Annotated in this window: 17 protein-coding genes; 3 read left to right on the top strand and 14 right to left on the bottom strand. The window is 59.5% G+C overall.

The features are described from left to right. Positions 1–175 precede the first annotated feature (175 nt). From tssM to tssA, 11 genes are all read right to left on the bottom strand, one after another. Positions 176–3,781 carry a type VI secretion system membrane subunit TssM gene (tssM, locus tag NLM33_RS35925; RefSeq protein WP_254103205.1) on the bottom strand — a complete coding sequence of 1,202 codons (3,606 nt, stop codon included), beginning with the start codon at positions 3,779–3,781 and terminating at the stop codon, positions 176–178. Between the two features lie 13 nt (positions 3,782–3,794). Next, complete coding sequence (icmH, locus tag NLM33_RS35920) at positions 3,795–4,676, bottom strand: type IVB secretion system protein IcmH/DotU (protein WP_254103204.1); 882 nt, start codon at positions 4,674–4,676, stop codon at positions 3,795–3,797. Next, the gene (gene tssK / locus NLM33_RS35915; RefSeq protein WP_254103203.1) at positions 4,669–6,033 is read right to left on the bottom strand and encodes a type VI secretion system baseplate subunit TssK; all 1,365 of its coding nucleotides are present in this window, start codon (positions 6,031–6,033) and stop codon (positions 4,669–4,671) included. Before tssK ends, icmH begins: the two co-directional genes overlap by 8 nt. A gap of 84 nt (positions 6,034–6,117) precedes the next feature. Continuing rightward, entirely contained in the window at positions 6,118–6,624 is a 507-nt protein-coding gene (tssJ, locus tag NLM33_RS35910; RefSeq protein ID WP_254103202.1) for a type VI secretion system lipoprotein TssJ, read from the bottom strand. After that, positions 6,621–8,372: a type VI secretion system-associated FHA domain protein TagH gene (tagH, locus tag NLM33_RS35905; protein WP_254103200.1), complete on the bottom strand. Its 1,752-nt coding sequence runs from the start codon at positions 8,370–8,372 to the stop codon at positions 6,621–6,623. Before tagH ends, tssJ begins: the two co-directional genes overlap by 4 nt. A gap of 639 nt (positions 8,373–9,011) precedes the next feature. Then, positions 9,012–9,995 carry a type VI secretion system baseplate subunit TssG gene (gene tssG, locus NLM33_RS35900; protein WP_254103199.1) on the bottom strand — a complete coding sequence of 328 codons (984 nt, stop codon included), beginning with the start codon at positions 9,993–9,995 and terminating at the stop codon, positions 9,012–9,014. Continuing rightward, a complete protein-coding gene (gene tssF, locus NLM33_RS35895) occupies positions 9,959–11,710 on the bottom strand; it encodes a type VI secretion system baseplate subunit TssF (RefSeq protein WP_254103198.1) in 1,752 nt (583 codons plus the stop codon). Before tssF ends, tssG begins: the two co-directional genes overlap by 37 nt. Before the next feature lie 4 nt (positions 11,711–11,714). After that, the gene (gene tssE / locus NLM33_RS35890; RefSeq protein WP_256570577.1) at positions 11,715–12,128 is read right to left on the bottom strand and encodes a type VI secretion system baseplate subunit TssE; all 414 of its coding nucleotides are present in this window, start codon (positions 12,126–12,128) and stop codon (positions 11,715–11,717) included. 15 nt (positions 12,129–12,143) lie between these two features. Then, positions 12,144–13,628, bottom strand: a complete 1,485-nt coding sequence (gene tssC, locus NLM33_RS35885) for a type VI secretion system contractile sheath large subunit (RefSeq protein WP_371930154.1) — start codon at positions 13,626–13,628, stop codon at positions 12,144–12,146. Positions 13,629–13,648: 20 nt separating this feature from the next. Further along, entirely contained in the window at positions 13,649–14,140 is a 492-nt protein-coding gene (tssB, locus tag NLM33_RS35880) for a type VI secretion system contractile sheath small subunit (RefSeq protein ID WP_254103195.1), read from the bottom strand. Positions 14,141–14,174: 34 nt separating this feature from the next. Beyond that, entirely contained in the window at positions 14,175–15,770 is a 1,596-nt protein-coding gene (tssA, locus tag NLM33_RS35875; protein ID WP_256570615.1) for a type VI secretion system protein TssA, read from the bottom strand. 837 nt (positions 15,771–16,607) lie between these two features. Here tssA and aepX point away from each other — a divergent pair. Continuing rightward, positions 16,608–17,480 carry a phosphoenolpyruvate mutase gene (gene aepX / locus NLM33_RS35870; protein WP_254106069.1) on the top strand — a complete coding sequence of 291 codons (873 nt, stop codon included), beginning with the start codon at positions 16,608–16,610 and terminating at the stop codon, positions 17,478–17,480. A gap of 203 nt (positions 17,481–17,683) precedes the next feature. Next, a protein-coding gene (locus tag NLM33_RS35865) for an IS3 family transposase (protein WP_371930025.1) occupies positions 17,684–18,879 on the top strand; the annotation gives its coding sequence in 2 pieces (ribosomal slippage) (positions 17,684–17,936 and positions 17,936–18,879; 1,197 coding nt in all). Here NLM33_RS35865 and ltrA read toward each other — a convergent pair. Beyond that, the gene (gene ltrA, locus NLM33_RS35860) at positions 18,860–20,110 is read right to left on the bottom strand and encodes a group II intron reverse transcriptase/maturase (RefSeq protein WP_254103193.1); all 1,251 of its coding nucleotides are present in this window, start codon (positions 20,108–20,110) and stop codon (positions 18,860–18,862) included. The two genes, NLM33_RS35865 and ltrA, sit on opposite strands and share 20 nt — an antisense overlap. Continuing rightward, entirely contained in the window at positions 20,110–20,511 is a 402-nt protein-coding gene (locus NLM33_RS35855; RefSeq protein ID WP_254103192.1) for a hypothetical protein, read from the bottom strand. The genes ltrA and NLM33_RS35855 overlap by 1 nt, the downstream gene beginning before the upstream one ends. Positions 20,512–20,882: 371 nt before the next feature. Here NLM33_RS35855 and NLM33_RS35850 point away from each other — a divergent pair, with 371 nt between their 5' ends. Continuing rightward, positions 20,883–21,074 carry a hypothetical protein gene (locus NLM33_RS35850; RefSeq protein WP_254103191.1) on the top strand — a complete coding sequence of 64 codons (192 nt, stop codon included), beginning with the start codon at positions 20,883–20,885 and terminating at the stop codon, positions 21,072–21,074. 451 nt (positions 21,075–21,525) lie between these two features. Here NLM33_RS35850 and NLM33_RS35845 read toward each other — a convergent pair whose 3' ends face one another. Then, the gene (locus NLM33_RS35845; protein WP_254106065.1) at positions 21,526–21,807 is read right to left on the bottom strand and encodes a helix-turn-helix domain-containing protein; all 282 of its coding nucleotides are present in this window, start codon (positions 21,805–21,807) and stop codon (positions 21,526–21,528) included. Between the last annotated feature and the right edge of the window lie 336 nt (positions 21,808–22,143).

Below are 22,143 nucleotides of genomic sequence, written 5' to 3'. Positions count from 1 at the left end.
GCATCGATTTCAAAACGCAATTGCGAGCTTTGCTTGTAGCCCGACGGCCTGCGATCGCCTTGCGTCTGATGGGGCGCCTCCAAGGATAGGTTGAGCCGCTGATGCCTCGGTGCAACGAGGCGCCATTGGCCGGACTCTTCCCGCAGATACAGAAACGAACGCCGACGCCCGCTGGTCATAGGCTATCCGGGCACCGGAACGAACGAAGGACACTCAAGCTGAACGGATTGCTCACACTTGCCGCGCGCAGCTCGTAGGTCACGCTGGTCCCATCCGGCTTACCGATCGTCATGGCAAACCGATCCGAAGCGCCACCTGAGGCCAGTTGTGACGCGTCGAGGAGCCGGAACAGTGCCCAGGGGCCGGAGCGTTCGATCCTCTCCTCGGTTTTATCCGCCGCGGTAAGCGTAATGGAAGCGATACTTGCATCGCTTCGGGTCGGCCATTCGAACTCGTAGGCACGCGGCGCCTCGTGACGATAGGCGATTTCCTTGCCGTCCAGGACGAACGTCGCGCCCATCAATTTGGGGCTGAGGTAGACTGGCTTGATGCTGAACTTCACTGCCGGTGCGAACCCGGGGCTGCCGAAGAAAGCATTGCGGATCTGGCGCGCGCGCTGAAATTGTATCAATGCATCCGCGCGGATTGGTGCATCTGCGCCATCGATGGTCGCCGGTGCAAGGCCGGTCCGACGGTCGACGACAAGCGGCGAAAGGTATTTCTGAGAAAAGTCATCGACGATGCCGCCGGGACGGAAGAAATCACCGAAATCCTTGAGGCTCATGTCTTCGCTTGCCAATTCAAACACTGGATAGCGCTGAAAAATGATGCCCTGGCAGACCGGGATCACTTCGTGCGTCCAAACCGTATCGACATGGTCGTGCGCCCGCTTGAGCAAGGAGCTCCACGTCTGAAGGGCCGTCTCGTTCATGATGGTGCGGATCGGCTCCGGTCGCAGCGCCGAGTCGGCGCGCAGGGCACCGAAAGCATCGTTATTCGGATCCTTGGCGCGTCGCTGAACGAGCTGAAACGCGGCCTGGTTCGGATCCGGTGCTGCCACGATGTTGGCCATCGCCGCATAAAGACCGCCGAAGAGACCACGGATATGATCCATGCCCGTCGACTGTCCAGACGCCCCGTCTGTGGCCAGTTGGGCCAGAGGCCGGAACGCTTCGGTGATCCGCGTTCCCGGCCAAGGTGCGTCGCCAAACGCAGCACGGAACAGAGCACCCGCGGCATGACTGACGGCCGCCGAGGAAGGCCCGGCGATGGTGCCAGGATCTCCGGCCTTGGCCAAGGTCTGCTCCCCTGGCGGCAGCAAATTCGAATTGTCGCGCACGAGCGAAACGACCTGCTGGAGCGTGCTTTGAGAACCGGCCAATCCGCGCATGATCGCTGAGCCGCGTTGCAAATCGTCAAACTTGACAACGTGGATACTGCTCAGGGCATTTGACCAAACACGGATATAATCGTTGACATACCGATCCATGACTTTGAGAGCGATCTGTTGAATATCTGCCGTGTCGATCGGGGCGCCAGCGAGTAGCCAGTCGGCGTTCTGCTCTGCTCGGGCGATGAGCGGCAGGTTCGGCAGCACGAAATTGAGGAAACCCTCGCGCGTGAAGATCCCCGGGATCATGGCAGCATTGCCAACCGGTTCCTGTTCGTCAATGGCGGGAAAGGCAATCTGCAAGGCGGGCATCTGGGTGATCTCAAGCTGGCCTGAGCCCATCAGACCAATCAAATCGATCGGCCGCAGGCGCGTGTTCTGCGCGCCTTCGCGGAGGAGGCGGGCGTAGACCTGCTCGACGACCGGACGCTTGCTCAGCCGGGAGCGTACCGTTCCCACGAATTGCTGGTCGACACTGATGGGCTTCGGCAGCAACTCGATAAGTCGCGCAAAATGCTGGTTCAGCTCGCCCGCCGACGTCGGGTCGAGCGCAAACGTGTGCGCGACTTCATTGCGCGCAGCGTGCTCGACTTCGCCGCGGTCGAAATGTCCGGGATCGCTCAGCATCCAATAGGTACGGAACACCTGCTTGACCTGATCCAGCAAAGCGTCGTTGCCGGCGCGCAACAGGGCATCGATGCGGATGGCGAGCCTGCCCGCGAAAACCGGCAGCAGGCGATTGAGCAGAATGCGGTCGTAGGCATTTTGGGCAGCTGGCGCGAGCACAGGAGTCGCCGAGATGCCGAGACCATCAAGCCAGGCGAACCAACTGTCTTCCCCAGCCGCCAGTCGTAGCCGGTGCGCTGCATTGAGTGTTGGCAGGACGGCCTTAAGGTCGAGCGGCCCGCGCGTCTCCAGGAGGCGCGCCTCTGCAATCTGCGCAGTCGCTCTGGTTTGGTCGATACGCGCCTCATTGCGAGTGAAGGCACTATACCACACAGTGAAGGCAGCCACCGTCAGCACCATCGCCATGATATGCCCGCCGCCATGTACCAGCGCGAGCCGGCGCTCAAGTTTTAAATTGCGGCCGACCAGTCCCTGCTCGGCAAAGATCACTTCGGTCAGCAGCTGCTTGATAAAGAACCCCGTCCCCGGCCCAACAGTCGGCATGCGCCGGGGCAACCGCAAACCAAAGTTCCGACCAATCGCATCGATCACGCGATCGATCGGCTCTCCCTCCTGTGTGCCGCTCGTAAAGTAGACGCCACGCAGCATCGGCTCTACTTCGAAGCGGCGCGATCGGAAGACCTCACCAACGAAGCCGGCGATTGCGCTCCGGATACCCCAGAACTCCTTCGGAAACGCATACATGAGTCCCCGCCGGTTGAGATCACGTTCATCGTGCATGCGAAGGGCCAGTCTCGCCTCAAGCCGCTCCGCAAGCTCCTGCATCTCCAGACTCACGGCGTCGCCGATACGATTGCACGGCCCGAGAGGAAACGTCTTGCCCCAGACTTGGGCACGGCCTTGCTGGTCGAGATCGTCGAAATATTCGGTAAAGCCAGGCACCATATCGCATTTGTTCACCAGCAAATAAACCGGAATGCGCATCCGAAACGTCTTCAGCAGCTCCTGTATCCGCGAACGGATGGCCTCGGTGTGCCGCCGCCTCACCGGCTCGTCCGGCGACAAGAGATCGGCCAAGCTGACCGCAACCAGGATACCGTTGATGGGCCGCCGCCGCCGATGTGTCAGGAGAAGATCGAGAAAGCCGCGCCAGGCCGCACGGTCGGCCTCGGCATCCTTGTCCTGCGTCGTGTAACGGCTTGCCGTGTCGATCAAGACTGCATCTTCTGCGAACCACCAATCGCAGTTTCGTGTGCCGCCGATGCCCGCGACCGGCTCGACGCCAAGCTGCCGGGAGAGCGGAAACTCGAGCCCGGAGTTGCGAAAAATCGTCGTTTTGCCCGCGCCCGGTGGGCCAATGATGATGTACCAGGGCAACTCGAACAGATAATTTGGTCCGCGCTTGCCCGCGAAGACCGTATCACGCAGGACCTTCAGTGCGTCCTCGAAACGCCTGCGAATGAGTTCGACTTCCTCCCGGCTGTTGTCGGCATGCCCGATCAGGCCCTCGCTCGCCATCAGTGACTTGATGATGCGTCGGTTAGTGCGACGCGCCAGCCAGTAACGGGCAAGCGTGACGAGCACGACCACGAAGAAAAGGCTCACGATCGCGGCGGCCCGAACGGTCATCTGGTCGAGCGGACGTTGCTCGGACACGACGAGATAAGGACCGCCGAACCAGATGAGCAGGCTGATCGCGAGCAAGCAGACCAGCGTAACGATGCCTCGAACCGAGAAGAGTACCGCCAATTGTGCGCCGAACACGTAGCGTCTCCCCCTAAAGCGGTCCCGAGCGGCCGATCGACTCGATCAACTGCTCGACAGCCGCCAATTGGCTTCCGAGGCGCCAACGGAAAATGGTGTAGCCGATGAGCATTACGGAGGCGGCGACGGCGAAGGCAATCCACAAGGGCCCGTACTTGCGCACACCGGTGCGCGCTCTGATGCCGCGCCATTCGCCCGACAGTTGAGCAGGCGGCGCGGTCGTGTATTCGCCCAAAAGGCGATGGACCTCCGCGCGCAGGTCTTCAAGCTGCTCGCGGCCACCTTGCATGACGCGATATTTGCCTTCAAAGCCCATCAGCAAGCAGACATTGACGAGCTTTAGCAGTGCGAGGTATTTTGCCGGCTCGGCCTGGATACGCTCGACGATCTGGAAGACCTTTTCGCCGCCCCAGGTCTCGTTGTGGAACTGGTTGAGCAGACTGTTGTCGCTCCAGGCGCTTTCACTGCCCCATGGCGTCGTCATCACAGCTTCGTCGACCAGCGCGCATATGAGGTAACGCGCGGCGCTCACATCGCCGCGGCGGGCCTGATTTTTGACGGCACGCTCTTCGAAGCGACGAATTTGCTCGACAGTTCCACGGCGCATCGCCCCTATATCGGCGTTCTCGACCATGCGAAGCTGCGCGACGATCAATAGGATCGGTGTTGCGGCCGCAACCAAGGTGTCTTCCAGTGCGGTTGGCTCGAACAGACACTGCGCGACAATTTCGGCATGATTGGCGATCCCAACTTCGCCGGGTTCAGCTGCTGGTGTTGGCGTAACGGGAAACCTCGCTGCGGCGCCCCCGGACGGAACGCGAACGGAAGATTGGCCGCGTATAATATTAGGGGTCGGAGCGAGCGGTCTGCGTCCAATGACTGTCGGCTCATCCATGTGTTTCAGCCTGGTTAGCTAAACGTTCTCCGCGGATAGCCCAGAATTCGAGATGCAGATCCGGGTAGTCACCGCTAACGTGAAAAGCGAAGGCCGCCGATCGCGGCAGGGTGCGCCACAGCTCCACTGACTGATCGAGCTCGAAATAGACGGCGCTCTGGATGTAGGGTATCTGGCGCGGTGCCACGGGCAGCGCGCGAATAGGAACACCGGGGAGCTGAAGATTGACGAGATCTCGGATCTGCTCGACCGAGCCTACCTTCATTTGCGCCGGAAGCTGGATGCGCAGCGTCTCTGTCGCCACACTCGCCACCGCTACAAGAACGAAGCGAGCATCCTGAAACAAGGCGCGGTCGGCAATGAGAGCGATTAGGATGCCGTAACCGCGATCCTGTAGCGGCAGCGATATCGCGGCGCCCTGAATCACGACGGACAAGAGCTCGCGCAGGATACGTACCAGAGCTGTGAAGCCGGTTTCGAGATCCTCATGACAATAGGCAGGCATATCTGCGGGTGTGCGGCGGTCGCCGGCGAAACTCGACAGTTGTCCTGCAAGGCCGAGCAGCGCGCGGAAAAGCGTTTCGGGATGATGCCCGCGCGTCGCTGCGAAATGGTCGAAAACGGCTTCGGCGCCGTTCACGATGGATAAGGTGACGAGATCGATCAGTCCCGCGCCATCTGCCCTCGAGCGTGACGGATCGGCGCGCGCGGCAAGAGCCTCAGCGCGGGTCCGAAGCAACGACCTGACCTCGTTCAATAGCGCAATCAGCGGTTGGACCGCGTGGATATCGAGGGCCGGCGGGAGGTAGGTGTCGATCAACGTAATGGCGCCGGCCGCGTCGATCTCGTGGATCCGACCGATAGGCATCGTGATCAACTCGTCCTGCTCCTCACTGTCGAACACAAGATGCGTTGTCAGCGCTGCAACATTGATGTCGACGGGAGGCTTTTCAGGCGCAGTCGCATTTCGGACCTGCAGGACCTCCTGACGATGGCGGCTCAAAGGTGAATCCCCGGGAGAGAGATCGTTGCCGGCTTTCCGGCGCCGCGCTACAGCGATCTTCACCCGCAGGTTCTTCGCCGCAGCTGGAGGCGTTCGTCCAGGTGGAAGCTGACCGTACTCAGGTAATCGAAGCGCCGTGCCGTCCGGCATAATGGCTTCGAGTTCGGTAAGGACGACCTGCCCGAGCGCGAGGCAGCTGCGATCAAAGGCAATCTTACGAACGCCCCAACCGTGGGCGATCAGACAGCCGACGCGATTCTCGAGCAGTTGCTCGACCCAGCGGTCGTATTGCTGCAAGTGCTGCGGCCGCACCAACATGCCTTCCGACCAGATCGGTTTACTCGTCACAGACATCGCCAAGTCGCTTTGCCAAGTCGCTTTGTGAACTCTAAAACTCGGGATCTGCTCACGACCTCGCCATGACGGCGACAGAGGCAATCAGAAGACCTTCCACCAGTTTTGGCTGGCTTCAACGCTGATCGCATGCGCCGACAATTTCACCAAAATCGTGTTGTCACGGTCGGGTTTGATTTCGGCCGTCGATCGCCATTGCGCGTCGTTGCCCAGTCGAAAACCGGCGATCACGCCGATATAGCGAGTATCAATGGGCGTGTTGCGCTCGAAATCGTATTTCTCGCCAGGCTTGAGTTCAGTCTCGCGCTTAGCCACCAGGTCGGGCCCGAGGCGTTTGGCGTCGTTGTCGAACAGCTCGAAGAACTGCGCCCGGTCGAAATTGGTTGTCGACTTCAGCTCATAAATGCGTACGACAACAGGCGACGGCTCACCGCGCGCGTTCTGATTGACGAGCAGATCGGTCTGGATCACGAATTTGATCGGCGTTGTCTTCAGGCTCTTATCGATCGAACAGCTGGCTCCTACGGCCGCTATCAGCAATGCTCCGCTCACGAGAGATAGCCGCTGAAGTTTGTACGGCGACACCATCATGGCGCCTTCCGCTTGCTTGGGCCAAGTGCCGAAAGCCGCGAGTCGTAGGCTCTCGCAAACTCTTCTGCGATATGGGTGCGCACAGCCTGATCAATGTCATTGACCATCGATGCATGCAGCTCGACAAACCGATCCCATAGCTTGGCCTTGTTGTTGCGGGTGCCAAAGAGGCCTTTCCTGGTGTCATCACTCTCGATCCGTTGCGGGCTCATATGTGTCAGGAGATTGGTGACCCCCGCGCGCATCGCCGCTATGGCCGCGACCTCATGCGCCTGGATGTCGTAGAACCCTTCACGGACTGATTGGGAAAGCGGGAGAAAAGCGTGATGCTTCGCAAGCGCCTCGCGCAGCGCGCTATGACCGCTTTTCATGAACTTGAATGCATTGTTGTCGTCAGCGCGTTTCCGCGCTGGCTCAATCTGGAGTTCGTGTTTGACTAAGGTCCACGCAGCCAGAAGCGATTGCAGGCCGTTGGCCATTTCTGTGACCGTGCGGCCGACTTCAGTAAGGACCTCCCGGCGCTGCGCCGACGGCAGACACCCCGGATCGATCCCCAGTGCGCTCCAGAACTCTTGGAGTTCATCTGATTCCGCCGGCGCCCCTGCGGGGGAAAGCGAGGCTGCAATGGCCGTCGCGTCGTAAACCTGCGAAGCGTCGATCGGCCTCCGCGCAACCCGCTCATTCATGACCCCCGCCCCGTCAGGCCCGCGCTCTCCGGGACGAACGTCCGATGCACCGGGAGCGCTCAATGGCCCGCGGCCGGCAGAAGCGGGACTGAGCGGATTGGGCGCGACCTGAAACGGGGCGCTTCGTGCGTCGAAGCGCCAATTCGTCTTTCGTGGCGATGCGGGCGGCGCCACTCCGAACGAGCTACCCCCCGGCAACAGATCGCCAATTTCGAGGCCCTCTGGAATGATCGGTGCAGGATGGCCGGTCGATTGTGCGGCCCAGCTTTCCTTGAATAGTGTAGGCGGCCGACGCAATGGCTCGTCAAATGAGGTCTCAGCCTGCGGCAACGGAAAAGGAGGTTCGCGCAGTCGCGCATGCGTGGGCGGCATCTCCGCGTCAACCGCGCTTGAGCATCGCGCCATCCGAGACGAGTCCGCCAGCAGATCCGGCTCGACCGATCCCTCGTCCTTGCCGGGAACCTCGTCTTCAAGAAGACACAAGAGATCACGCACCTGTGGTGAAACGACCGCCTGTCGCTTCTCTTGCGCAGCTGAATGGGAGGACGACTGGCACCCGTCGATCGCGATTAACGGATTGAGTGGAAGATCTGCATGCCTACCCAACAGCCCGGCAGCCGTAAGGGGCACATCGGGAAACTCCTCACCGAGCGAAGGCGACGGCACGGCCGGCGTTCCGCCACTGATACGCACGGCGTTCGAGCTCGTTAAGCCGAGCTGCTTGCGTTTCTCGTCAGGATCGTGCTCGATCATGACCGAGATGATATAGCTGGCCATGTATAATGTGTCGCCATCGGCCAACGGCGCCGTATTGCCACGCCCCAACGGCGCGTCGATCGTGTTGATGTAGACGCCGTTCGTACTGGTGTCGGTGACGGAGAATCCGATACCGTTGAATGCGATCTGCGCATGACGTGCCGATAGAGTATTGGTTGGATCCGGAAGCTGCCAGTTGCAGCCAATTCCCCGCCCGATAATGCCACCTTCCGGTCCGAACGCCTGAATTGCGTTTCGGCCCAGGGCTTGCGCGTTCGCTCCGATAATTCCGAGTATAAGATGCATCCCAGCCTTGTTCGACTTTACTCTTCAGCGCGCCTTTCGTATGCGCCCACCAGACCAGACTTGTGCGAGGCGCCAACGTAGCTACCTCCCTTGCACCTGTTCCTTGCACCACATTGTGAGGTCGATCGGCCGATACGCACGCACATTCGCTTTTCGCGCACTCTCAGGCGGGTGAAGGAAGCAGTGATTTTTCCCTCTCGGGAACGCGGCACATAGGTGCGAGAGAAGAAGAGCATCGCTTGTCCTGCGTGTCCGCCTGCATTTAAACCCCTCTCTTAGCGGCATCCTGTTAGCAACCGCCGTGCCAACGCTTCTCACTCTTCAAGCTACTGATTGGCATTTGAAAAATGGGGCGCCGCAAACAACGGCCGGCGTTCTGAACGCGACAGGGGCGCTACGACTGTCAGATACTGGACAAGCGTCAACATGGGGCTGAGCTCCGACACGACCCCTTCACTTGATCTCGCCGGTGTAGCCGATCCGTGCGGGCTCGGCAGAGGGCACTTGGGCAGTCGCTGAATGCCTGCGCATCTACCATCTGGCTTCGTCCTTTCAATGCATCAAAGGACGAGGGCCTGCCAGAAGCGGACGCGCCGGACCTCAATAAATCGAACCTGACGAATGAAGTTGCGAAGACGATCACAAGAGAACTGAGCTCTCTGTCGCCTCGAAAGGGTCGACCAACGTCGTCCAGCCCAATTCTCCTCTACCGAGAGCCCATTCCGGCATCTCTCCGGGCGCCAGTTCTAGCTTGAGGTCCCAGGCCAGCGGCTCGCGCAACATGGCACTTATAAGACGGCAAAGGATGGTGTGGGTCTCGCGAGCGGGCAGCAGCGACAAAAACTGCTGCTTGCTGAGCGGACCGAGGCAAAGCCGAAATTTGCCCACTAGGTCCGGCATTGTCTCGCCAGCAAGAGTATCAAAGCCGAGCTGAATACCAGGGTTACCCAGACGCCACTGCGCTTCTGGCGGAATCTCGATTTCGCGCCAAATGAATTCTTCAACCCGGGCCGGAATGTCCAAATGGTTGGAAATGACGCCGGCTACGAGCGGTGCCGATCGGCTGGACAAGGCAAGCTGACCTGCATGAGGCAGCAACCGGGCCCGCCATTCCCGTTCACCAGCTGTGTTTTCCGCGGGCATGAGCCCAAAAAGCGCACCGACCAACACCGATATCGCATCGGTTGCTCCCTCCTCGAACCGCAAATGGTGGCGATAGTATTTCCAAATTCGCAGCAACAGGCTAATCAGACGGTGATTGAAAAAATCAAAAAATTGGCCGAGCGCTCCCGTGCCGTCCCCGTGCATCACCCGTTCGGTGAACAAGGGGGGCAGCGGCGACGATGGGCCGTGCAGCCCCAGGAAATTGACAAATACTTCCAGCCGCTCGCCGGCCTTGACTTGCCTGATCTCCGCGATCTCATCGGCGGGAAAGCCGAGCATCGGCGCCGCGCGGAAGCGCACCGCCTCACGCGCAGGATCGTCGGTTGATCCGATTGGAGGAGCATCGCTGAAGCGCCGTTCAAGTAGGGCTGCGAGCGAGAAAAATCCGTAAGCCGCAAGCTCCTTGACATCGTCAGGCGCAGTCAAAGCGGCGTGATCGTTCCGCTTCTCGCTGGCCATGTGTAGTGCGCGTTGCTCTCCGTGCCGCGGACCGAAAACCGGTGCAGCATGTTGATACCGGCGAAGGTCGAGAGGAAGGCGTCGAGTACCGAGCCGAACAGGAACAATTCGCCTTCACTACCGATCTTGCTGTCAGCCACGAGGAGTTCGATGTTGCGCATCCGGATCGGGGCACCGCGCACCACATGATCCGTATCGGTGGTCACGAACCGGTCGAGCCCCTCGAGCAACAGCTCCAGGCGACGGCGCGCCTGAAGATCGTGCACCGCACGGAAATCGTAACTGGAAATAACGGTCCGCAGCGTATCGATATTGACCATGGAGCCGTAATTGCGCGCCAGATTGGCCGTCAAGCGCCGCAACAGGCCGTCATTGATCGGTGGCGGCACCTCTGCAACCACCCCGGTAATGTTGGAGAAGGTGACCGAGCGAGGCGTGTCGGAGGAAGGCTGATCCACCGCACCAACCGGTAGCCGCTCGGCGATGGGGCCATTGGAACAGGTCAATTGAAGCGAGGCGACATCGATCGGCGGATGTTGGGTGATGTCGAGCCGATCAACGAAACTCACATAGTGATCGATGCCCCGGCCGATCACTGCCGGGCGAATGCGGTCGCGAAAGTAAGCCCGGTTGCGACCGGCCCCGGGTAGATCGTGGCGCAACAGATCGAATGGCTCAAACTCGATACGTTCGGGATGTCCTTGCCTATGGCCGGTCACGCGATCGACAGAACGGATGCTGAAGTTCGGTCCCCCCGACGAAAGCACACGGTATTCGGTTTTCTTCCGCTCCAGGCGGATCGGCGACGCCTCGTGAGCGAAGACATTGATGGCTGGCGCGCAATTCAAGCGAATCTGATCCTTGCTTAAGCGCAATTGCGCGGGGAACGGACGATGAAACTCGATGCTGAGCTTGCACTCGCTCTCCGTCTTGGTTCCGACCGGGTCGAGACCGGACAATTCGACATAGAGGAACTTCGAGGGATAAGTCAGATACTCTTGAACGATCCGGAATCCCGAGAACCCGTTCGGCGGCCAAGGCAAAACCGCCTCGTCATCGCCAAAGCCGACTGGCGCGATTTGTGTTGGCCCAATTGCGGCAACGACCTGTTGATCTCCCACGGTGACCGTCGCTACCGTGACGTGACGGCACAGCCAGGTCAATAGATAGCGACCTACTTGCGGCTCGCGCTCAGTCGAAAAGAAGAACCGGAGCCGGCCTTTCCGAAGACATGACAGGTTTTGCCGACCGGTTGCCTTGATAGCCAGGGTAAGGCGAGCCGAACTCGTCCGGTTCTCGAGCTCGATGTCATTGATCTCCAGCGGCAGCACGTCAATGGGATAGCAGGTGACAAACGCGCAACTGGTTCCCTCAATCGGACGCGAGCGGATGCTCGTGCCGGCAGGAACGTTCACGCTCACGGCGCTCGCCGATGGCTTCACGGCAAACGCCAGCGTCGTGATGGGCGGCAGGGGTTGGAGATATTGTGGCCATACCATCCGCAACAGGTCATGGACAAGTTCTGGGAACTCGTCGTCGAGCTTCTGACGTAGCCGCGCCACGAGGAAGGCGAAGCCTTCCAAGAGCCGCTCGACGTCCGGATCGGTCGCATCACGCCCGAGAAAGGGAGCGAGCTCGGGACTAGTCTGGGCGAAGTCGCGGCCGAGCTCGCGCAAGTAGGACAGTTCATCTTCGTAATACGGGTTGATGGCCACCGCTTTAGCCTCTCAAGAGGACGTGCCTGTCGTCGCTCAAGATCGTGTCAAACGAGACGTGCTCGACCTGGTCGTTATCGTTCACCATTGCGGTTACTTGGAACGTCAGCTGTAACGGCTTGTCGGGATCGGCATGAAAGCGGATCGAAACATTTTTCAATCGAGGTTCGAACGCCTCGATCTCCTGCTTGAGCATGCGAGCGACCGCGCGAACCGCGTCAACTCCCTGGCCGATCGCGTCGTTTAGATCTGGCAAGCCGTAGTCGGGTCGCGTCTCGCAGCAGCCCTGGCGCGAGTTCAAGATCCGGCGCAGATTGTCCAGAATGCTCGCTCGGAGGCGGTCGAACGAAAGATGATGCGATGGGACCCTGGTCACGGCTGCTTCTTCCAAGCGCTCAATAAGACTGCGGTCGAACATCGACTGCCGACCCCTTCATTGCTTGTCAAGCCTGCCCTTTAGCGTCAAAGCAAAATCCGCGCCCATGTACTTCAGGTGCGGGACGACGGATATGCCGACGCGATACCAGCCCGGCTCACCTTCGACATCTTCAACGTGGATCTCCGCCTTACGCAAGGGACGGCGCGAGCGGACATCTGCCGACGGATTCTGCTGATCGGAAACATACTGGCGGATCCAGTTGTTGAGCTCGCTCTGCAGCTCTTCCCTGCTCTTCCACGAGCCGATGTTTTCACGCTGCAGCACCTTGATATAGTGTGCGAACCGGTTGATGATGAACATATAGGGCAGCTGGGTACCAAGCTTGTAGTTGAGCTCGGCTGCCTTCCCTTCCTGAGTATTGCCGAAATACTTCGGCTTCTGCACGGAATTGGCCGAGAAGAAAGCGGCGTTGTCCGAGCCCTTGCGCATGGTCAGGGCAATGAAGCCCTGCTCTGCAAGCTCGAACTCGCGCCGGTCCGAGATGAGGACCTCCGTAGGTACTTTACTTTGCAACTGCCCCATCGATTCAAAGGTATGCAGATTGAGGTCCTCCACCGCCCCACCTGACTGTGGGCCGATAATGTTTGGACACCAGCGGTACTTGGCGAAGCTTTCGGTCAGGCGGGTTGCGAAAGCAAAGGCGCCGTTGCCCCACAGATAGTTGTTTGTCTCGCCATCCGAAGCTTCCTGATAGTTGAAACTCTTTACTGGAACCGTCTCCGGTCCATAGGGCAAGCGCAGAAGGAACCGCGGTAGCGTCAAGCCGAAATAGCGAGCGTCCTCGCTTTCGCGGAACGAATTCCACTTGGCATATTTCGGCCCCTCGAAAATCGATTGGAGGTCCTTGAGATTGGCGATCTCCTCATGTTTTTCGACGCCGAACATCTCAGGCCCGGCTGAAGCGATGACAGGCGAATGCGACATGGCGCCCACCGCGCTCATGTACCGCATGAGCTTAACGTCTTGGCTCGAACTGCCAAACTCGTAGGCCGATATCATGGCTGCGACGGGCTGGCCGCCAAACTGGCCAAACTCGGCTGTGTAGACGAGCTTATACAGACCGGACTTGACGATCTCCGGGCTGTCTTCGAAGTCGGTGATCAGCTCGTCCTTGGAGACGCCGAGAAGTTCTATCTTGATGTTCTGACGAAAATCGGTTCGGTCGACCAAGAACTTGAGGCCGCGCCATGCCGCCTCGAGCTTTTTGAACTCTTCGGTATGCAGCACGGTATCGAGCTGAGCCGAGATCTTGCGATCGATCTCCGCGATCATCTGATCGATGAGCGCATTGTTGACCTTCCCATCGGCCCGCCCCGGTTTGACGAGCTCGGCAAGGAAAGCCGCAACACCCCGGCGGGCGATGTCGTACCCCTCGTCGCGTGGGGTGATTTTGGTTTCGACGAGAACCTGATCAAGCAGCGAAAGCTCAGTCGTCATAGTAGTGACTTCGGCGGTTTGCTGCGCGCTTGCGTCAGTCATAGCACCCTCGCTCATGCCACTTACTCCGGCTTGCCGGTGAGCTCGCCAAGTAGCCGCGGCCTAGCGCTGTCGTCTTCGAGCAAGTTCTGGATGGCTTTACGGAAGTTCGGCACATTGCCAAGCGGGCTTTTGAGAGCAATCAGGGCGGCCCGCAATTCGGTCAACGCTCGAACTTCTGTGATTTGTTGCGCAACACGCTCGGGCTCGAAATCCTTGAGGCTTTCAAACTTCAGCGTTACTGACAGCTTGCCGGCCTCAGGCGATTCGTCGAGCTTGTTCTCAGCCAAAATGTCAAGGCTCAGTTTCTTACCTTTGACGACCTCGTTAAAGTTGTCCTTGTTGATATCGACGAGTTCTCGGTCCTCAATGGAACAATCATCGACCCGTCCGGTGAAGTCGCCCAAAACCATCAGCTTGAGCGGCAGCTCGACATCCTCCTTGAGGTTGCCGGTTGCCGGCTTGAAGCGGATATTAACGCGCTCCTTCGGAGCGACCGAGCTTTCCTGTGCCATACCAGTTCCCGTTAATCCTTTGGCTTTGACGAACTCAGCCGCGACCGAGGCGGCTCGCCCGTGCGATGTCGATCCGTGCTGCTCGAATTCGGATCTGCTCCAGCGCGAGGCGACGGCGAGGCTCGTCGATCATCTGTTGCGACTCGGAATGGGTCATTGCGCGGAAGCGCAGTTCAGCAGCCTCAAGCGCAAGCGCGGGCTCCCAACTTTCCAGGTCGCGCTTAGCGACAACCCCTTCAATGTGCTCGAGCAGGGGGACGGCGGTCGTGACGAATCCGATGTCGACGCAGAAACGTGCTTGCGCAAGCTGGCCAACGAAACGCGCACGTTCGCCGGTCGCGCCATCCAGCGCACGCGACAGCCTCTCCAGCGCCGCCTGCGGCTGTCCGCCTCCGATGAGCTTGTATGCGTCAGCGACCGCCTCCTCGACGGGATCAGGGCTCGTCGCCACGTCTATCACCGCGGCGGCCCAGGCACGCGTTTCGTCATCTGCAAACGACCTACCGTTGTTGAAATGAAACTCCAAGATCCGCGGATAGCGTGTAACCAGCATGGTTACCGCCCCGCGTACCACCGTGGCCGCAGTCTCGAATGACGACCCCATTTGCTCCAGCGCCTCGGCTGCATGCCGGTGAGCGTCGAGCCAGAACGGTCCCGTCCAGGCGATCTCTTCGGCCAAATTCACGACCTCGGCGTGCTGACCGGCCCCCACCTTTGCTTCTAACGCGACGATGCTATCGCCAGGCGGAAACACCGCGGTGCGCCCACCCGACTCGGGCGGAAGCGCGTCAAAACGCATCCACGAGCCGACGCGATTGAGCAGATAGGCCTTCGGGTTTGTCGGCGATGCGACGCGCATGGCGGCGGCTGCCTGCCGGAGCATATCGGGCAAACGCAGCGTGAACTCGGCCCAGTCGCCATCGACGCCGCCCAGGACCGCCAGAGGTGGTGCCGCCCGTTGAGCCCCGTCAACCGGCGGCGCAGCCTCCGCCGGCGCGGCCGAGGTCTCCTCGGCAGCACCGACCGCGTCGGCCATGCGACCCGCGGCCTCGGCGGCCGCGCGTTTGGCTTCCTCGTAATGCGGTTTCAGCGCCCGGAAAAGCTCGCCCAAGGCAACCTGCTCGTTGATCAATTTCTCGCCGAACTGGCGATCCAGATCATCAAGCGCTTCATAGGCGGCAAGCACCGCCGGATAATCGGCTTCAGTCGCCGCAGTTTCGGCCACAGCCGGACCAAGGCGACCGACGAGCCAATCGACCGCGCCAACCCGTGCACGTTCCCGCTTGATCGGAGGATAAAGCCCTTCCCAATGTACGCCTATCATGCCGCGCAAGATTTCTAGTCCCACGGCAAGACCCTGATATCCCTCGATGCGAAAGAGACCATAGACAGCCCAACAGGCAATCAGAATGTCTTTTGACTGGTTCGCCAGGAGATGAAGCGACAGCTTACAGACTTTCCGCCAATCGACCGCTGCTGGTCCGTCGGCATCCATGCGCCGCACCTCGGCTTCGAGCTGCTCAAAGTCGGCCGCATCACGTACGTCAGCGCCGGCAGGCAAGGCGCCCGGCACAGGTGCGGCGCCGCAGAACGCGCGCGCATCGGTGGCGGCACTAACCGCTATGCCCACGTGTTCGATCACGGTGAAAAACTCGTGCGCGGACGCGCGTCTAGGCGCATAGCGACGCTGGAGCGATCGAATTCACACCCGCCGCATTTAGTGAACTGAGAGGCGCCAATAATGTAAGCCATCACTCCGACTCGTTAAGGAGGCGATGCTGGATGATATCCATCGTTCAAGGCTTGTGCCAATTGCGAGAGGCTTGATTTGTAAGAATATTTTCTCAAGCTGACGTGTCTTCCCCGACAGCCTGTCGCAACTTCGACAGTCGGCATCAGAGACGCTTGATCTCGACCTCGCAGGTGCTCGCTCAGAGTGCCTATGCTCCTGAAACACTGTTTCAGACAACTATTGTGCAACTTGAGGTGCCGTCGTGATCCCGGTCGACGGGAACAGCCCCGTCGGGTTAGTTTGACCACTCGAACGGTCTTAGCAACCAAAGGGGCCTACAATGCGATGAGCCTAGGGGCTTAGCGCGCGGCGGGGGGCCGCAACTATGCGAAGACTGCCACGATCAACATTGATGCAGCGACCACAGACTCGGTGGGCAAATTGACACCGATCGAACGCGAGTCTTTTGAATTCTACCCACCAACGATCGCACGTATCATAACTGCCAGGGCGGCAGCAGCGACGCCCTGCATCAATTCGACTGCGACATAGCAATTTCGCGTCTCAGTCAACTACCAACGCTAGCAATTGATCTACATGACAGAGATATGTCACCTTTCGGTTGATGACGTCGGCAGGTCGAACGTGACCTGCAAGGATTTCGGCATGCAACATCAACCACAATATGTCTTCGATAACGGCCCCCACCAATGGGCTGTCTCTTCGTCCGTAGAAATGCTGCGCGCTCAGGTCTGCTCCAATAACGAGCTCTCCTTCCTCATGGAAGCGCATGACGGACTCTCCGGCGCGATCGCCAAACGCGCAGGATTCAAGGGTCTCTGGGCGTCGGGCCTGTCGATTGCCTGCTCTCTCGGCTACCGCGATGCCAACGAAGCTTCATGGAGCCATGTCGTCGACGTGGTCGAGCGCATCGTGGACTCGACCGCTCTTCCTGTGCTCGTTGACGGCGATGGCGGCTTTGGGAACTTCAATAATGCACGCCTCCTGGCGCGCAAGCTTCGTCAGCGTGGCGCGGCTGGCGTCGCGCTCGAGGACAGCTGTTTTCCGAAAATGAACTCATTTGTTGGCGAACGCCATCCGCTCGCTGACATCACTGAATTCTCCGGCCGTCTGCGGGCCGTGAAGGATACAGTCGCGGATGACCTGATCCTCGTTGCGCGGATCGAAGCCCTGATCGGCGGCCATGGAATGGACGAAGCAATTTTGCGCGCTCACGCTTACGCTGACGCGGGAGCCGATGCGATCCTTATCCACTCACGAAAGAGCAGCGCGGACGAGATCCTTTCGTTTGTCAGTGCCTGGCAGAATCGGCTGCCGGTCGTCATCGTTCCAACGAAATACTACCGAACTCCCGTCTCGGCATATCGGGATGCCCGCATTTCCACCGTGATTTGGGCCAATCACTCCATGCGGGCTGCAATAGCGGCAATGCGGCACGTCTGCGGCCGCATTATCGCTGAGGAGGGCATTGCCACCATTGAACCAAGCGTCGCCACGCTTGAGGATGTCTTCGATCTGTTGGGGTACGACGAACTCGCACGTGCGGAAGCGCGATATCTGCCGCCCGCCGTTGACCTACAGCGATAGCTTTTTTCACCCACACATATACTGATTCTCGAAGGACCACAGCCATGCAACCGTCTGCCTTACCATTATGCTCCAGTGCGCTCTTCGGCGAAGCACGTATTTGCCCCCCTGATATTGGGGATACCATTAGATGGTGCGACTGACCTGCCACTGCGTATTTCCTCCAAATGGAGTTAGAGTCCGGCCCACAGAAGGACGGACAGATGAAGCGAGCAAGGTTTTCGGAAGAGCAGATTATCGCGATATTGAAGGAGCATGAGGCTGGGGCGAAGACGGCTGACCTGGCTCGCAAGCACGGGATCTCCGAGGCGACAATCTACAATTGGAGGGCCAAATTCGGCGGCATGGATGTCTCCGAGGCCAAGCGACTGAAGGCCTTGGAAGAGGAGAACGCGAAGTTGAAGAAGCTTCTGGCTGAGCAGATGCTCGATGTGGCCGCCCTTCGCGAGCTTCTTTCAAAAAAATGGTAGGGCCCGCCGCCAAGCGCGCTGCTGTCGCGCATCTGCAGGCTGTCATGAGCCTGTCGGAATGGCGGGCCTGCTCGATCGTCGGCGCGGATCGGAAGATGATCCGCTATTGCTCGAGCCGCCCTCCAGAGGCAGAACTGCGGGGCCGGCTGCGCGATCTCGCCAACGAGCGGCGGCGCTTCGGCTACCGCCGGCTGTTCGTCCTGCTGCGGCGGGAGGGTGAGCCATCGGGGATCAACCGGATCTACAGGCTTTATCGGGAGGAAGGACTCGTCGTCCGCAAGCGGCGAGCCCGCCGCAAGGCTGTAGGGACCCGGGCCCCGATCCTAATGGAGGCCAAGCCCAACGCGCGCTGGTCACTGGACTTTGTCCACGACCAGTTTGCCAACGGCCGGCGCTTCCGGATCCTCAGCATCATCGATGACGTGACCAAGGAATGTCTGGGGGCGATTCCCGATACGTCAATCTCCGGACGGCGCGTCGCCCGCGAACTCACAGCAATCGTCGAACAACGCGGCAAGCCGGGAATGATCGTGTCCGATCATGGCACAGAGTTCACCTGCAATGCCATGCTCGCCTGGTGCAAGGATGCCGCTATCGATTGGCACTTTATCGCGCCCGGCAAGCCGATGCAGAACGGCTTCATCGAAAGCCTTAATGGGCGCATGCGCGATGAGCTGCTCAACGAGACCCTGTTCTTCGACCTCGACGACGCCCGCGGCAAGATCGCTAACTGGATCGCCGACTACAATCTCCGACGCCCTCACTCATCGTTGAAATACCTGACCCCCGCGGCCTATGCCGCCCACCTCACCGCAACGGACGACCGGCTACGGTCGAGTCGCCCGGGGGAATTTCACCCCCAGGCGCTCACGAATCCGGACGTGAAGCTCGCGCTTCATCCGGCTTCTATCATCCAGCCGTTGGTCTGATGCCGACTTTCCACAGATACAGCAGGCTTGGCGCTCGTTTTGCGAGACGTCCTAGCCAGTATATGGCCGCAGTTTTCCGGCGCTTGAACCTTTTATATTTCCCCATCACCCACCGGGTGAGCACCATGTTGACGTGACGAAGGACGTTGACGCACTCCGAGCGGTAATACCGCCCGTAGTAGTTCAGCCATCCTCTCGCGACAGGGTCGATCAGTTTGGCTAGGTCTTCCAGCGTTTGGTTGCTCCTGCTTGTCACCCGCCATTCGCGGATAGCCTGCCGGATTCCCTTGGCTGCCTTGCGGCTGATGGCCGGTGCGAGGCTGACAAACTTCTCACCCTTGCTGTCCCGAGCTTTGCGCGGCCGGAACGTGTAGCCGAGGAAGTCGAACGTGATTTGCTCGTACCCCCCGCTCCGATTGTTGTCCTTGCAGTAGACGATCCGGGTTTTCTCCGGGTGGAGTTCCAGACCGCACTCGGCAAGGCGATTACGGATCGCTCCCAGTACGGCTTTGGCCTCCTCCTCACTCCTGCAATGGACGATCGCATCATCAGCGAATCTTTCGAAGCGCAGGTGTGAGAAGGTCCGTTGCATCCATGCATCGAAACAATAATGCATGAAGAGATTGGAGAGTACGGGCGAGACGACAGAACCCTGAGGGGTTCCTCGTGTTCGCTCGTCGCGGGTCCCGTCTTTCCGCTCCACGGTGGCTTGCAGCCACCGTCTGACGTAGAGACGAACCCAGCCCAATTCCACATGGTGGGCTACAGCTTTTTCCATCAGGTCCCATGGAATCGTATCGAAGAACGACTTGATGTCCAAGTCTATGACCCAATCGAATTTCCAGCAGCGCTCGCGCGCCTTCCCCACCGCATCGAGCGCAGAGCGTCCGGGCCGATAGCCGTAAGAGTCGGGGTGGAAGACTGGCTCCACTTCCTTTTCTATGACCATCTTTGCGACTGTCTGGGCCACTCGGTCTCCGACGGCGGGAATGCCGAGTTTCCTGACACTCTTGCCATCGGATTTGGGGATTTCCACGAGACGAACAGGCGGTGGAAAATACGTCCCCGACGACATGCGATTCCAGACCTTGTAGAGATTCCTCTTCAGGTCCTTTTCGAACGCCGCGACGGAGACGCCATCCACGCCCGCGGCCCCTTGGTTTGCTTTGACCTGTTTCCAAGCCTGCCAAACAAGGTGCTTGGAGATATCATACGGCTTTGCCTCGGACATCAGTTCATCCCCATTGCGGGTTGGCTGTTGTCGTTGGCCAGATGATCGGGTCCCTTCGCTCCACCTGCATTACCAGGCTTCATCACTACTGCGAACCCGTCCGCCCCTGCGCCGTGCATCGGTACTCTCCCCTCAGCGGTGCTGCCGCTTTCAGGTTCTCCCTTGGCATCACGACCCAGATTCCCACGTTCCGTGTAAGAGCCTGCCATCAGGATCGCGCCGCCTCTACACCGGTCGTCACCCATCCAGTAACCAGGCTCCCGATAGGCTTGCTCCCAAGGAAGGGTTGAACCCTTGGTTTCGACAACGTCTGTACTGGTTTTCGATGCTTCATCGGCGGTTCGCTTCCGCTCGCCTTCCTGAGGCTTACCTGACGGGCTTGCGCCCGCCTTTTCCAACAACGCTCACCACCTCGACCGTTGTGTCGAAGCAGCTTGTGGTGGTTTGGACTCTGATCCTGCAATCCGAGCCCGAGGGGCCTACCCTCATCTCTTGCACAGCAAGGCTGCTTGAAGGCTTTAGGTCAATTGATCTACCTCCTTCTTCGCGCCGTCGTGGCGCACCATCCCCTACCAGTTGGCCGCGTGGTTATGCCCGCGAGCAAGCCAGGAACTGGTGCCCGACCCACCTCTACAAGGGTTGCCGGTATCCGCGAACTGCGGGCCGGATGTGGCTGCCAGCCCACCAGATCAGATAGTTGAGACGGCGGGATCACGTCAGCAGACTCCGGCGAATCTGCCGTTCGCGCGGAGGGGAGCCATGAGGGCCGGTGATGAGTAAGGAAAGAGAAGGCGAAAAGGGAGCAATGAAGGGCGGCGGACGGCACGAATTCTTCGTGGTGAATCTGACCAATGAAAAGCTGAAGGGCCACGTTTTGTGGAGGAGCGGCGGCAACGAGATCAAGCTCGACGTCAACGGCTGGCAGGGGTTCGCCGCGAAAGCAGTTTTTCCCGTCCAGCGGTAACCGGGATTATTGGCGCTGGTCAGAACGATTCAGGAGTACCAGCTGAACTGTTACGACGGGGACACCTATGCCGTTGTCACCATCTGCGGCTACGGAATCGGGGTGCTTGTTACCGCCACGAGCCCCGATACGTGGAAATGGTAGCATAGCGCACGCGCGGTGCCGCCCTTCGGCCTCGCCTATGGCCGCAGTCCACGCCTCATCCGTCCAGCACCGCATGGCTTGCGGCACCACCAAGGTCACCGCCAACACCACCGGCTACGTAAAGCTTCACCACTGGCGGCACCACCACTGGCTACATGAACACTGCGGGCAACTTCATCCTCCCTGGCATCAGCACCACTGGGACCATTAGTGCCTTGTCGTTGGCCGTCATCAACGGAGCCAACAGCAGTGGCGATTGCCAGCTGGAGCAAACGACACATCACTATCTCCCACCGACGCATGATAGCTATTCCTTCCTACGATGCGGACGGGGTGGCTTGCGACCTTTAGGCAAGGTCTTGGGAGTCCCTGCACGTTTCGATGGCCGAACAAAGAATTCGGACACATGAACGCCCAGCCTTTCGGCGATGCGGTCGAGAAGATCAATCGTCGGGTTTTTCGATTGCCGCTCAAGACTGGCGATGTAGGAGCGGTCAATCCCGGTCTCGTAAGCCAATCTCTCTTGCGAAATACCGCGTTTCAGACGGATCAGACGCACGTTGCAGGCAACAAGTGCACGAGTTTTCATGCGGCAAAGCATGCCATTAGCTCGGGCGGTCAAACCACTGGTTATAACCCCACCATTAGCAACACAGTTAGGTGCCTTTGCGGAAGCTGGCGACTTCGTCGGTTGAAGGAAGCGCTGGTTGCGACTGAGACGCCGCAGTCATGCTTCGCCCGCCCCATCAAGAATGCGTTGGCACATGACTTTTTATCACGGGGTCCTGGGTTCGAGCCCCAGCGCGCTCACCAAACTCAAAACAGACTCAAATACTTACGGCTATAGCGGGGCGCTTTCCACCAGGTCCGTTTTTCGTATCCACACTATGTCCGGAAAACGAAGGACACATAAAAAAGCCCGCCG

The sequence above is a fragment of the Bradyrhizobium sp. CCGUVB1N3 genome, assembly GCF_024199925.1.
GTDB lineage: Bacteria > Pseudomonadota > Alphaproteobacteria > Rhizobiales > Xanthobacteraceae > Bradyrhizobium.
The sequence above is the reverse complement of the archived record's forward strand: the minus strand, read 5'-3'. Positions and strand labels throughout refer to the sequence as shown.

Bases quoted from the DNA above. Each gene is read 5' to 3' on its own strand.
- icmH (WP_254103204.1), bottom strand. From the start codon at position 4,676: ATGGATGAGCCGACAGTCATTGGACGCAGACCGCTCGCTCCGACCCCT.
- tssK (WP_254103203.1), bottom strand. From the start codon at position 6,033: ATGTCTGTGACGAGTAAACCGATCTGGTCGGAAGGCATGTTGGTGCGG.
- tssJ (WP_254103202.1), bottom strand. From the start codon at position 6,624: ATGATGGTGTCGCCGTACAAACTTCAGCGGCTATCTCTCGTGAGCGGA.
- tagH (WP_254103200.1), bottom strand. From the start codon at position 8,372: ATGCATCTTATACTCGGAATTATCGGAGCGAACGCGCAAGCCCTGGGC.
- tssG (WP_254103199.1), bottom strand. From the start codon at position 9,995: ATGGCCAGCGAGAAGCGGAACGATCACGCCGCTTTGACTGCGCCTGAC.
- tssE (WP_256570577.1), bottom strand. From the start codon at position 12,128: ATGTTCGACCGCAGTCTTATTGAGCGCTTGGAAGAAGCAGCCGTGACC.
- tssC (WP_371930154.1), bottom strand. From the start codon at position 13,628: ATGACTGACGCAAGCGCGCAGCAAACCGCCGAAGTCACTACTATGACG.
- tssB (WP_254103195.1), bottom strand. From the start codon at position 14,140: ATGGCACAGGAAAGCTCGGTCGCTCCGAAGGAGCGCGTTAATATCCGC.
- aepX (WP_254106069.1), top strand. From the start codon at position 16,608: ATGCTGCGCGCTCAGGTCTGCTCCAATAACGAGCTCTCCTTCCTCATG.
- ltrA (WP_254103193.1), bottom strand. From the start codon at position 20,110: ATGTCCGAGGCAAAGCCGTATGATATCTCCAAGCACCTTGTTTGGCAG.
- NLM33_RS35850 (WP_254103191.1), top strand. From the start codon at position 20,883: ATGAGTAAGGAAAGAGAAGGCGAAAAGGGAGCAATGAAGGGCGGCGGA.
- NLM33_RS35845 (WP_254106065.1), bottom strand. From the start codon at position 21,807: ATGAAAACTCGTGCACTTGTTGCCTGCAACGTGCGTCTGATCCGTCTG.